The 13,509-nt window shown below is 44.4% G+C and carries 9 protein-coding genes; 2 read left to right on the forward strand and 7 right to left on the reverse strand.

All coding sequences use genetic code 11. The features are described from left to right. Positions 1 to 180: 180 nt before the first annotated feature. The 7 genes from icmF to ACOT8F_RS09285 form a co-directional block, all read right to left on the reverse strand. Entirely contained in the window at positions 181 to 3,432 is a 3,252-nt protein-coding gene (icmF, locus tag ACOT8F_RS09255; protein ID WP_421651424.1) for a fused isobutyryl-CoA mutase/GTPase IcmF, read from the reverse strand. A 35-nt stretch (positions 3,433 to 3,467) separates the two neighbouring features. Further along, positions 3,468 to 4,085 (reverse strand): TetR/AcrR family transcriptional regulator, encoded by a 618-nt coding sequence (locus ACOT8F_RS09260; RefSeq protein ID WP_421651426.1) that lies wholly within the window; start codon positions 4,083 to 4,085, stop codon positions 3,468 to 3,470. A 35-nt stretch (positions 4,086 to 4,120) separates the two neighbouring features. Then, a complete protein-coding gene (locus ACOT8F_RS09265) occupies positions 4,121 to 5,260 on the reverse strand; it encodes an acyl-CoA dehydrogenase (RefSeq protein WP_421651427.1) in 1,140 nt (379 codons plus the stop codon). Between the two features lie 20 nt (positions 5,261 to 5,280). Further along, positions 5,281 to 6,417, reverse strand: coding sequence for an acyl-CoA dehydrogenase (locus tag ACOT8F_RS09270; RefSeq protein ID WP_421651429.1), 1,137 nt, complete (start codon positions 6,415 to 6,417; stop codon positions 5,281 to 5,283). A gap of 24 nt (positions 6,418 to 6,441) precedes the next feature. Next, positions 6,442 to 7,293 carry a 3-hydroxybutyryl-CoA dehydrogenase gene (locus tag ACOT8F_RS09275; protein ID WP_421651431.1) on the reverse strand — a complete coding sequence of 284 codons (852 nt, stop codon included), beginning with the start codon at positions 7,291 to 7,293 and terminating at the stop codon, positions 6,442 to 6,444. Between the two features lie 179 nt (positions 7,294 to 7,472). After that, positions 7,473 to 8,657 carry an acetyl-CoA C-acetyltransferase gene (locus tag ACOT8F_RS09280; protein ID WP_421651433.1) on the reverse strand — a complete coding sequence of 395 codons (1,185 nt, stop codon included), beginning with the start codon at positions 8,655 to 8,657 and terminating at the stop codon, positions 7,473 to 7,475. 275 nt (positions 8,658 to 8,932) lie between these two features. Further along, positions 8,933 to 11,047, reverse strand: a complete 2,115-nt coding sequence (locus tag ACOT8F_RS09285) for a heterodisulfide reductase-related iron-sulfur binding cluster (protein ID WP_421651434.1) — start codon at positions 11,045 to 11,047, stop codon at positions 8,933 to 8,935. A gap of 207 nt (positions 11,048 to 11,254) precedes the next feature. On the opposite strand from ACOT8F_RS09285, the gene cls reads away from it, so the two are divergent. Continuing rightward, positions 11,255 to 12,454: a cardiolipin synthase gene (gene cls / locus ACOT8F_RS09290; protein ID WP_421651436.1), complete on the forward strand. Its 1,200-nt coding sequence runs from the start codon at positions 11,255 to 11,257 to the stop codon at positions 12,452 to 12,454. 95 nt (positions 12,455 to 12,549) lie between these two features. Then, positions 12,550 to 13,506 (forward strand): UV DNA damage repair endonuclease UvsE, encoded by a 957-nt coding sequence (gene uvsE / locus ACOT8F_RS09295; RefSeq protein WP_421651438.1) that lies wholly within the window; start codon positions 12,550 to 12,552, stop codon positions 13,504 to 13,506. The last annotated feature ends 3 nt before the right edge of the window (positions 13,507 to 13,509 follow it).

The following is a 13,509-nucleotide window of genomic DNA, read 5'->3' on the forward strand; positions in this document are numbered from 1 at the left end:
GCAAATCTCTCTTTTTTTGCTGACCATGTCGATACTATACGTTTTTTGGCAGAAAAGGTTTCATTGTGCTCACAGATTTATTTTATTATCAAAGGCTGGTCACACGGTACACTGCAATGAGGAATAGGAACATACAAGGCAAAAAACCGGCCCATTCAAAAATGGACCGGTTTTTCACTATTACATATTTCGGCGGTACTGCCCGCCGACCTCATACAGGGCACCTGTAATTTGGCCAAGGCTTGCAAATCTGACCGTTTCCATTAATTCCTCAAAAAGATTGCCGTTTTGTCTGGCAGTCTGTTTCAGGCGGTGAAGTGCACTCGTCACCTCATTTTCATTCCGCTTCTGGAATTCTCTCAAATTGCGAATCTGTGTTTCTTTTTCTTCCTTTGAAGCACGGGCAATTTCCATGCTGTCCAGCTCTTCCTCTGATGGCGGATTCGGATTCAAGTACGTATTCACACCAATGATCGGTAGCTCTCCCGAGTGCTTTTTCATTTCATAGAACATGCTTTCATCCTGGATTTTTCCGCGCTGATACTGCGTTTCCATTGCACCGAGAACTCCTCCGCGCTCATTGATGCGGTCGAATTCCTGAAGCACGGCTTCTTCCACAAGATCAGTCAGTTCTTCAACGATGAAGGATCCTTGAAGCGAATTCTCATTTTTTGCCAAACCAAGTTCTTTTGTAATAATCATCTGAATGGCCATTGCTCTCCGCACAGACTCCTCTGTAGGTGTTGTGATGGCTTCATCATAAGCATTTGTATGAAGAGAGTTACAATTGTCCTGAAGCGCCATAAGCGCCTGCAGGGTCGTCCTGATATCATTAAAATCGATTTCCTGAGCATGCAGGGATCGTCCTGAAGTCTGGACATGATATTTCAGCTTCTGGCTTCGTTCATTTGCCCCATACTTATCCCTCATCACCGTTGCCCAGATTCTTCTTGCAACACGGCCAATCACCGTATATTCCGCATCAAGTCCGTTTGAGAAGAAGAAGGAAAGGTTAGGAGCGAATTCATCGATTTTCATGCCTCTGCTTAAGTAATATTCCACGTAAGTGAAGCCGTTTGCGAGCGTAAAAGCAAGCTGTGAAATCGGGTTGGCTCCCGCTTCTGCAATATGATAGCCTGATATCGAAACAGAATAATAGTTTCGAACCTTATTATTAATAAAATATTCCTGTATGTCTCCCATAAGCTTCAGTGCAAATTCAGTAGAGAAGATGCAAGTGTTCTGTCCCTGATCCTCTTTCAGAATATCTGCCTGAACCGTTCCGCGTACGGACTGCAGGGTGCCATATTTGACATTTGTCAATTCTTCTTCTGTCAGCTCGCGGCCAAGCTCTTCTGTTTTCTTTTGAATTTGCTGTGAAATTGCTGTGTTCAGGAACATTGCGAGAATAATCGGCGCAGGCCCATTGATTGTCATTGATACAGAGGTGGACGGAGCACAAAGATCAAAGCCGCTGTATAGCTTTTTCATATCATCAAGTGTACAGATGCTTACGCCGCTTTCTCCGATCTTCCCATAAATATCAGGTCTGTAAGCTGGATCTTCTCCATAAAGGGTGACAGAATCAAATGCCGTACTAAGGCGTTTGGCTTCATCATCCTTAGACAGGTAATGAAAGCGCCTGTTCGTTCTTTCAGGCGTACCTTCTCCCGCAAATTGGCGTTTCGGATCTTCTCCTTCCCTTTTAAAAGGGAAAACACCAGCTGTATATGGAAAGTTTCCAGGGACATTTTCTTTATAAACCCAGCGGAGAATCTCGCCGTAATCTTTGAAATTCGGCAGTGCTACTTTAGGGATATCAAGACCTGAAAGAGTCTTGCTTTTAAGCTTTGTGACAAGTTCACGGTCTCTGACCTTTGTGACAAACTGATCTGAACGATACATTTCCTTTTGTTCTTCCCAATTTCTCAGTATGCCGCGCGACTCAGGCGTCAGCTCTTCCTCTGCCTTGTTTCTAAGCTTTTCAACGGCTTCAATGACACTCTCCTCATTGTCCTCCTTCAGTGCCTCAAGGACTCCTTCAGCCTGGAAAAGCTTTCTCGCAGACGCTGCCTGCATTTCTGCTTTTTTATGATACTGGCGGACTGTTTCGCTCAGCTCCCGCAGATAATATCTTCTGTCAGTCGGAATGATCACATTTTGTTTTTTCACATCGGTGACCGTCTCAAGCTCCGACTGCCAGTCCTTCCCTGTCTTCGTTCGAATGGTTTCTAAAAGGGCATTAAAAAGGGTGTTTGTGCCCGGATCATTGAACTGGCTTGCGATCGTCCCATAAACTGGCATTTCATCAAGCTCTTTCTCAAAAAGCATGCGGCTGCGCTGGAACTGTTTTTGCACCTGCCGTTTTGCATCTTCAGAGCCTTTTCGTTCAAATTTATTAATAACGATCAAATCTGCATAGTCAATCATATCGATCTTCTCAAGCTGTGTCGGAGCTCCGAATTCACTTGTCATGACATACATAGACAAATCGCAGATTTCCGTGATCCCGGCGTCACCCTGCCCGATTCCGCTTGTCTCAACGACAACAAGGTCATATCCCGCTGCCTTTACAATGGAAATAGCATCTTGAATCGCAAGGGATAATTCAGATCTGGATTGTCTTGTTGCAAGACTCCTCATATAAACGCGCGGATTAAAAATGGCGTTCATGCGGATTCTGTCGCCTAATAAGGCTCCGCCCGTTTTTTGTTTCGTCGGATCTACTGACAAAATCGCGAGTTTCAGTTCAGGAAGTTCATGAAGAAAACGGCGGATCAGTTCATCGGTTAACGAGCTTTTTCCTGCTCCTCCAGTTCCCGTTATCCCGATCACCGGTGCACATGAGCCGATCTTTTGTATTTCATCAATGATCTGTTCAGCAGCTGCAGCCGTTTCCATTTGCTGCTGGGCTCTTTGCTCAGCAAGAGTAATGAGTTTCGCAATGGCATTTATGCTGCCTGTTTTCAGCTCTTCCGCTTCATTTTTGATTTCCGTTGCTGTCGGATAATCACATTCCTCCAGCATTTTATTGATCATGCCCTGCAAGCCGTATTTCCGGCCGTCCTCAGGAGAAAAGATCCATGCAATGCCGTAATCGTGAAGCTCTTTTATTTCCCTAGGAATGATGACGCCGCCCCCGCCGCCATAGATGCGGATGTGAGACGCGCCTTTTTCCTTCAAAAGATCATACATGTATTTAAAATATTCCACATGACCGCCCTGGTAAGAGGAGATCGCAATCCCTTGTGCATCCTCCTGAACAGCGGCATTGACCACTTCTTCAACAGAGCGGTTGTGGCCAAGGTGAATGACCTCAGCGCCGCTCCCCTGAAGAATTCTTCGCATAATATTGATAGATGCATCATGCCCGTCAAATAAACTGGAAGCCGTCACAAAGCGCACGGCATTCTTAGGCCTGTAAATATGCATGTTCCATTTCCCCCTTTGCTAAGTAAATTTCTCCCTTACTTGATCCCTTTTAAAATCAGGCTCGTCTGGCATTCAATAAACTCTTCCAATGTATATAGCTTTTGAAGCGCCCATCTTCTGAAGCCCCACATTTGCCCCTGAACAAATATATTGTGGGCGAGGAGCCTTTTTTCTGTTTCAGAAAGCAGGCAGACCCCGTTTTGAATGCAGCCTTCGATCACCGTTTCAAACATGGCAACCATTTCGATTTCCTTCTGCAAGACGTACGGCAAAGCATCCTTTGAAAGCGACTTTGCTTCCTGGTACATCACGAGAACTTCGTCCTGCATTTCATCAATCACCCTGAAATAGTTGGCAATGGCAAGCTCCAGGCTTTCAATGGTTCCCTGTTTCATGTCTATATTCTGTTCAAGCCTCTCCCGAACCTCATCATATATGGTGTCGCACACGAGGTAGAGAACATCTTCCTTCTGGCGGATGTACTCATAAAGCGTTCCGATGCTGAAGCCGGCAGACTTGGCGATCTCCCTTGTCGTTGTGCGGTGAAAGCCTTTTTCTTTAAAAAGACTGACAGCACCCTTGATCATCTGGTCCCTGCGTTTTTTTACAAGCCGCTCATCTTTTACAGAGGCCTGCACTTCCCTTTTCATCATCTGCTCTCTCCTTTCCCTCGGATGTGTTGGGCTTTTTATTTTGTCAGCATGCGTGAAATAACAAGACGCTGGATTTCCTGTGTGCCTTCATAAATTTGCGTAATTTTTGCATCGCGCATGTATCGTTCAACCGGATAGTCCTTCGTATAGCCGTAGCCGCCAAATACCTGCACAGCTTCTGTTGTGACGCGCATCGCTGTATCACCGGCAAACAGCTTTGACATCGCCGATTCTTTTCCGTATGGAAGGCCTTCCGATTCAAGCCATGCAGCCTGATAGGTTAATAGACGGGATGCTTCCACACTTGTAGCCATATCGGCAAGCTTAAATCCGATTCCCTGCTGCGCTGCAATCGGCTTTCCAAATTGCTCCCTGCCTTTTGCATAACCCACAGCTGCATCCAGTGCCCCCTGTGCAATTCCGACAGCCTGTGCGGCAATACCGTTTCGCCCGCCATCAAGTGTCATCATCGCAATTTTAAAACCATCGCCTTCTTCTCCAAGAAGATTTTCCTTCGGCACCCGGCAATCTTCAAAAATGATTTCCGTTGTCGGAGAGGACCTGATTCCCATTTTGCTTTCTTTTTTCCCGACGGAAAATCCTGGGAAGCCGCTTTCCACGATAAACGCACTTGTTCCTTTATGCTTTTGAGCAGGATCTGTTACAGCAAAAACAATATAAATATCTGCTATTCCGCCATTTGTAATAAAGATCTTAGAGCCATTTAAAACGTAATGATCCCCATCAAGGCGGGCATTCGTTCTCATTCCGCCGGCATCTGATCCCGAGCCAGGCTCAGTCAGGCCGTAAGCACCAATTTTCTGCCCTTCTGCCATCGGACGAAGATACTGCTGCTTCTGCACTTCTGTACCAAATTTAAAAACAGGCCAGCCTGCAAGAGATGTATGTGCTGACAATGTAACTCCTGTTGATGCACAAACTCTTGAAAGCTCCTCAACTGCGATGACATAAGCGAGGTAATCACTGCCGATGCCGCCGTACTCTTCCGGCCATGGAATTCCTGTCAGTCCAAGCTCGGCCATGCGGTCAAATAAGTTTCGATCAAAGCGCTCCTCTTCATCACGCTCCGCTGCTGTCGGCTCGACTTCTTTTTTCGCAAAATCCCTCACCATTTTTCGGATCATTTCGTGTTCTTCAGACAATTTAAAATTCATTTTTCCATCCCCCTCTTCTTTTATCCGACCAGATGCTTGCTGATCACGATTCGCTGTATCTCGCTTGTGCCTTCGTAAATTTCGCATATTTTTGCGTCACGGAAAAAACGTTCGGCAGGATAATCTTTTGTATAGCCATAGCCTCCAAAAACCTGAATGGCTTCAGTGGCCGTTTCCATGGCTGTTCTCGAAGAAAACAGTTTTGCCATAGAGGCTTCTTTTCCGCAGGAAAACCCGTTTCCTCTTAAAAAAGCAGCCTGGTAGGTTAGAAGTCTTGCTGCCTCAACATTAGAAGCCATATCTGCCAGCTTGAACCCGACACCTTGCTGAGAGGCAATCGGTTTTCCAAACTGGACCCTTCCTTTTGCATAAGCCACAGCGGCTTCCAATGCTCCTTCTGCAATTCCGAGAGATTGTGCAGCAATTCCTATGCGGCCTGCATCAAGATTCGCCATCGCAATCCGAAAGCCGGTGCCTTCCTCCCCAAGAAGATTGGCTGCAGGTATCTTCGCATCCTCAAAGGACAGCTGGACTGTTCTTGAACCGAGCAGCCCCATTTTATGTTCGTCTTTTCCAATATGAAATCCAGGAGTTCCTTTTTCGACAATAAGGCAGGATATCCCCTTGCGCCCTGCTTTTGTATCGGTTGAAGCAAAAACGATATACGTATCCGCCTCACCGCCGTTTGTTATGAAAATCTTTGAACCGTTTAAAATGTAGTGATCGCCGTCACGATAAGCCTTTGTTTTCAAATTTCCTGCATCAGATCCTGCTCCAGGCTCCGTCAAACAGAACGCGCCAAGATATTCGCCTGATGCAAGCTTTGGAATAAACCTTTGTTTTTGCTCATCTGTGCCGAAGTATAAAATCGGGTTCGTACCGACAGAGGTGTGAACAGAAAGAATTACCCCTACGGTTGCTGATACCTTCGAAAGCTCATGGATAGCTATAATATAGGAAAGAAAATCCATCCCGGCTCCCCCGTATTCTTCCGGAACTGGGATTCCCATCAGACCGAGACTGCCCATTTTTTTGACTATTTCCCGGGGAAACTCACCCTTTTCCATTCTCTCTACATATGGGGCTATCTCTGTTTGGGCAAAATCGCGAACCATTTTGCGCATCATGTTCTGCTCTTCTGTGAAACGTAAATTCATCTTCTTCCCCCCCCCTTGATGAACTTATTCGTATGAATAAAATCCTCTTCCGGTCTTTTTGCCAAGCCAGCCGGCTTTCACATATTTCCGGAGAAGAGGGCAAGGTCTGTATTTGTCATCTCCGAATCCTTCATGAAGAATTTCCATTATGGAGAGGCATGTATCAAGTCCGATAAAATCTGCCAGTGTCAGCGGGCCCATCGGATGATTCATCCCGAGTTTCATCACTTCATCTATGGCTTCAGCACTTGCAACCCCTTCATAAAGTGTATAAATGGCTTCATTGATCATTGGCATCAAAATTCTGTTTGATACAAATCCAGGGAAGTCCTCCACTTCAACAGGCACCTTTTTCAGTGCAAGCGTCATTTCTTCGATTTCTTTATACACTTCATCTTCTGTCGCAAGACCTTTAATGATTTCGACAAGCTTCATGACAGGAACAGGATTCATAAAATGCATTCCGATCACTTTTCCAGGACGCTTTGTCACTGCTGCAATTTCAGTAATAGGCAGAGAGGATGTATTCGTAGCCAGAATGGCATGCTCTGGTGCTATTTCATCAAGCTTTGTGAAAATGGATTTTTTAATCTCCATGTTTTCGACAGCAGCCTCGATGACAAGATCTGCGTTTTCTGCAGCCGAGAGTTCGACATTGGGTATGATGTTAGCCAGAATCTCTTCTTTTTCAGCAGCAGAAATGCGTTCCTTTTCAACTTGCCGCTGAAGATTTTTGCCGATTGCGCCGAGCCCTTTGTTTAAAAATTCCTCATTCAAATCATTTAAAGTCACGCTGTAGCCCGCCATTGCACATACTTGCGCAATGCCTGATCCCATCTGGCCTGCGCCGATTACCATCACTTTTTTGATTCCCATCCTGCTTCCCCCTTGTTTTAGTAGGCTCTTTTCTTAAACTTTGTTGTTTTTTCATCCATTTAAGTGAATATAGAGCAAGAATACAGTTGCAAATTATAAGAAAAGATGCCACGAAGCTTATCTTCAACCGTGTTCTATACACATGCGAAGAGGAACAATTTTGTCGAAAACAGAAATGATTATCCCTTCACTTCAACTAAAATAGCATCGCCCTGTCCGCCGCCTGAGCAAATAGCTGCGATTCCAAGCCCGCCGCCTCTTCTTTTCAGTTCGTGGATCAATGTCAGCAGGATTCTTGCACCGCTTGCTCCAATTGGATGACCTAGAGCAACGGCTCCCCCGTTTACGTTCACCTTTTCTGCGTCCAGTTCAGCTAGTTCAACACTTGCAAGAGCTACTGCAGCAAAAGCTTCGTTTATTTCAAGTAAGTGAATGTCTTCGAGCTTCTTCCCCGTTTTCTCAAGAAGTTTTTTGATTACAAGACCCGGTGTTTTAGGGAAGTCTTCTGCTTCCATTGCAATTTCAGCATGGCCTAAAATAGCTGCCAGCGGCTTTTTGCCTTCCTTTTCAGCTCTCTCTTCACTCATTAATACAAAGGCAGCTGCACCGTCATTTACCCCTGGAGCATTCCCTGCAGTGATCGTGCCGTCATGCTGAAAAACAGGTCTTAATGAAGAAAGCCTTTCGATCGATGTATCCTTTCGCGGTGCTTCATCCTGACTCACAAGAATTGGATCACCTTTGCGCTGCGGAATTTCGACTGACACAATCTCCTCAGAAAATACTCCGCTTTCTATTGCTGCGATTGCTCTTTGATGGCTCCTTAACGCCCATTCGTCCTGAGTTTCACGGCTGATGCCAAGATCCTTTGCTGTCTTATTGCCATAGGTACCCATATGCACCCCTTCAAAGCTGCACGTCAAACCGTCATGAATCATTAAATCCTTCACTTCACCGTTGCCCATGCGATATCCCCATCTTGCTTTTGGAAGAATGTAAGGGGCATTTGACATGGATTCCATGCCTCCTACAACGATCACTTCCTCGTCACCTGAACGGATAATCTGGTCAGCAAGCGTCACACTTCTTAAGCCTGATGCACAGACTTTGTTAATGGTCTCTGTTTTAACCTCCCAAGGAATTCCTGCATGTCTTGCTGCCTGCCGTGAGGGAATCTGGCCCTGGCCGCCTTGAAGAACATTTCCGAGGATCACTTCATCCACTTCCTCAGGCTTAACCCCTGCCCTGTTCAAAGCTTCCTTCACTGCTTTCCCTCCAAGTTCTGATGCTGTAAGGGATTGAAGGCTTCCTCCAAGCTTTCCAAAAGGTGTTCTTGCTCCGCTGATAATGACTGTTCTTCCCATTCTGAATTCCTCCTAATAGGTTAATAGAGTTATATTAAAAGCGGTTTTCCCGCCATGGTAAACGGTTGCATTTTATCTGACTGAACGCTCGCTCGATTAAAATGCGCAAGCGCCTTGTTCAGTCCCGACAACCGCTGGAGGAAAATCATGAAGGATTTTCTGAAGCGGCCTCAGTTCGGGCTAGGCTCTGAAGCTGGACAAACCATTTTAATTAGAATACTTAACTTAATTAAGCAAAAAAGGAAGATCAAGCTGGGCACTTGATCGGTTCCTTATTAAGATGCTTGCGTCTTCATTGGTTCTCCGAATACTGCTTTTTCAAGCAGTTCGGCAACGTCATATGTGCTTACTGATTCTTCAACTTCCTTCGCCTTTGTACCGTCACTCAGCATTGTGAGGCAGTATGGGCAGCCAGAACTGATAACAGTAGGATTCACAGCAAGGGCCTGTTCTGTTCTCGACACGTTAATTCTTGAGCCTGCGTCTTCTTCCATCCACATTAACCCGCCGCCGGCTCCGCAGCACATTCCGGTTTCTCTTCTTCTTGCCATCTCAACAAGCTTTACACCCGGGATTGATTTTAAAATGTCGCGCGGTGCGTCATAAACATCGTTGTAGCGGCCAAGGTAGCAGGAATCATGGAACGTAATTGTCTCATTGACTTCATAAGAAGGTTTTAATCGCCCTTCTTTTATTAATTTGGCCAATAATTCTGTATGATGGTAAACCTCAGCCTGCAATCCGAAATCAGGGTACTCATTTTTAAAAATATTGTAGGCATGAGGATCGATCGTAACGATTTTGTTCACGCCGTTTTTCTCAAATTCTTCGATGTTTTTCGTTGCAAGCTCCTGGAATAAAAACTCATTTCCAAGACGGCGAGGCGTGTCTCCCGAGTTTTTCTCTTTGTTGCCTAGAATGGCGAAGGTGACGCCCGCCTCATTCAAAAGATTTGCAAAGGCTAGAGCAATCTTTTGGCTGCGGTTGTCAAAAGATCCCATTGAACCTACCCAGAAAAGGAACTCAAATTCTTTTTCCTGCTTCTGAAGCTCCTTAACCGTTGGAATCTCTACATCTTCTCTTGCCTCACGCCAGTTTTCTCTTTCCTTTCTATTCAAGCCCCATGGATTTCCCTGCCGTTCAATGTTGGTCATGGCACGCTGGGCATCCGGATTCATTTTCCCTTCAGTTAGAACAAGGTAGCGCCTGAGGTCGATAATCTTGTCCACATGCTCATTCATTACAGGACATTGATCCTCACAGTTACGGCACGTTGTACAAGCCCAAATTTCTTCTTCTGTGATGACTTCCCCAATTAAAGAAGGGTTATAGGCTGAACCCGCTGCTGCTTCCTGAGATCCGCTTCCTTTAGAAGCCATGGCCAGCTGATTTCCTAAAGTATTCGAAAATGCCGGTGCCGGAACCCAAGGAGATTTCGATGTAACGGCTGCTCCGTGATTCGTCAGGTGATCACGAAGTTTTAGGATTAAATCCATTGGCGAAAGCATTTTTCCTGTGCCAGTAGCCGGACACATATTCGTACAGCGTCCACATTCTACACAGGCATAAAAATCAAGCATCTGAGACTGTTTGAAATCCTCTATTTTTCCTACCCCAAACGATTCCTGGGATTCGTCTTCAAAATCAATTTTTTCAAGCTTGCCCGGTTTGGACAGGCGGCTGAAAAAGGTATTGGCCGGTCCGGCAATCAAATGGGCATGCTTGGATTGCGGCACATAAACAAGGAATGTTAAAAGAATGAGCAAATGCACCCACCATGCCACATAGAATATGGCTACGGCAGCAGCTGTTCCAATTCCTCCAAGCAAAAAAGCAAGTCCTGAGGCAATCGGTTCTGTCCAGCTTAATTCCTCCTGATGCCAAACGAGGTCCATGGCATTTCCAAGCAAAACGGAAAGCATGAGTCCGCCGATAAAGATCAGGACGAGGCCTGCCTTAAAGCTGCGTTTTAAGCGTACAAGCTTTTCAATATACCTGCGGTGAAAGGCCCAAACGACTGCAGCAAGAATAATAAAGGTTACGATTTCCTGAAAAAATGTGAAGCCAGGATACAGCGGTCCAAGCGGCAAATGGTTTCCAGGCGCAAGCCCTTTTGTGATGAAATCCAGAGCGCCGAATTGCACGAGAATGAAGCCATAGAAGAACATGACATGTATAGCACCGCTCTTTTTATCTTTGAGGAGTTTTTTCTGGCCAAAAACATTGACCCATATCCTGTTAAGGCGCTCCTTCCAGCGGCCATCAAATTCTTCCTTTTTCCCCAGTCTGATATAAGCCATTCTTGTTCTGATTAAATAAACAAACAAATAAATGCCGTAAGCGGTTACAAATAAAAATGCAAGGAAGTTAATCCATAGCAATGCACCCATACTTTATCCCCCTGTTCAACAGTTGTAGATTTTTCTCCCTTTGTCTCGTAAAATTCTTAAACAAATTAATATTCCCAAAATTCCTTCTACTCTTATTTTAATAATGAATGAGCATTCAGTCAATTGTTTTCCTATTCTGCTTTCATAAAATATCTTTTCTTTGCAGAAAATAAGAATCAGATTATGAACCGTGAGGGGGAAATCATTTTGAACGCAATTGTTATTCTTGGACTTGTTTTGTTAATCATCCTTATTTGGCTTTCAGTGGATTTTGCCCTTGGGTATAAAAAACACGTGCATCGCCCAGGTCTTAAATGCTATCCAAGGTACAAGGGCAAGCTCACCCTTTTCACAGATGGGCGGGACTTATATAAACGCTATTTCAGCGATCTTCGTGGAGCACAATACTCTTTGAAAATTCAATTTTATATTATAAAAAATGATGCCATCAGCCATGAATTCCTGAGCATTATAGAAGAAAAAGCCTCTCAAGGTGTAAAGGTCCGCCTGCTGATGGACTGGATCGGCTCCATGAAGGTGAAGAAAAATGATATCCAAAAACTCAAAAGTGCAGGCGTTGAGGTAGCTTTTGCCCACAAACCCAGACTTCCTTTTATTTTTTTTACGCTGCAGACAAGAAATCACCGCAAGATTACGGTTATAGATGGCAAAATCGGATATATTGGAGGATTTAACATTGGGAAGGAATACATCGGCAATGATCCAAAGTTCGGGTATTGGCGGGATTATCATTTAAAGGTAGAGGGTAAAAGTGTTGAAGATATGCTGGATCAGTTTAATCAGGATTGGCAGCTTTCAACCGGAGAGAAGCTTAAGCCATACGTTCAGCAGGAGGTTTTCAAAGAGCATAAGATTGAGCATCAGTTTGTCTGCACGAACGGCAAGGAGCTTGATAAATTATTTATTGGTTTAGTAAAGGATGCCGAGAAAGAAATTGTCGTCTGTACCCCCTATTTTATTCCCGATCATAAATTGATGGCAGAATTTCTTTCTGCATTAAAGAGAGGAATTACTGTTAAGATTATTGTTCCGATGAAAGCAGATCATCCCCTTGTAAGAGAAGCCGCTTTTCCCTATTTCGGGAAACTGCTTTTGCACGGCTGTCAAATTTACCGGTTTTACCAAGGATTTTACCATGCAAAGGTTGTTGTAGTTGATGATAAAGTGTGCGAACTTGGTACAGGGAATTTCGACAAAAGAAGTTTTTACTTAAATGATGAAATCAATTGTTTTATATATGATTCTTCTTTTATCAGCAAGGTGAAAGAAAACATCCATCAGGATATTGACCGGTCCGAGCAGTTAACCTATAAGAGTTACCAAAAAAGACCTGTTTTAAAGCGGGGAATAGAAATGGTCGCAACAATGGTTTCACGTTTTCTTTAAGGCTCTTTTCTCTCTAAATAAAATCCGAACAAATATAGGCCATGAATAACAACAATCTTTGCGAAAACTGTCTTTTTATATTAGGAGGGAATCTCGTGTACAATCGGTTCGGCTACGTTGCGAACTCTCTGGCTCTTTGGGATTGTTCTCCTGCCAAAGCATTAACCTATAAACGCTACAGCGAGCTGCCTGAGGACATGCGTAAAGAAGCACTGCACTCAGTAACGCGGCAAAATCTGCTCCATACGCTTAGAATCATGCACTATAACATAGCTCATGAGATCCAAGTGTACCGCTTTTCTTCATCCCTTGTCCCTTTGGCAACACATCCTGAAGTAAAATGGGATTTTGTTACGCCCTTCAAAGAATTTTTTCAGGAGATAGGAACCCTTATAAAAAAGCATGGCATCCGCACAAGCTTTCATCCCAATCAATTTACTCTGTTTACTAGTGAAAAAAAGCAAATTACGGAAAACTCCGTTATGGATATGCAGTACCATCACGATATGCTTGAGGCAATGGGATTGCACGAAGAAGCGCGGATCAACATTCATGTAGGCGGCGCATACGGGGACAAAGCGTCGTCAGCTGATCGATTTTTCGTTAACAGCAGGAAAATGCCGGAACAGGTAATGAAAAGAATGACGCTCGAAAATGATGATAAAACGTATACGACAGAAGAAGTACTATCTATTTGTGAAAGAGCCAATATCCCAATGATGTTTGATTATCATCACCATATAGCCAATAAAGATGATTATGCCAAATTGTCTGAAATTTTGCCGAGAGTTTTCGAAACCTGGAATCATACAGGTCTGCCCCCTAAAATTCATCTTTCTTCTCCCAAATCAGAGAAAGAAATCAGGAGTCATGCGGACTTTGTCGACCTAGAATTTCTGATGCCGCTCTTCCTGGAATTAAAGAAGCTCGATACAGATGTGGATTTTATGATAGAGGCAAAGCAAAAGGATCTTGCTATGCTAAAGCTCATCGAGGAAATTTCCTCCATTAGGGGTGTAAAGAGGATCACGGGCGGAGCTGTAAAATGGTAGTCT

The sequence above is a fragment of the Chryseobacillus diguaensis genome (genome assembly GCF_049220665.1).
GTDB lineage: Bacteria > Bacillota > Bacilli > Bacillales > Bacillaceae > Metabacillus_B.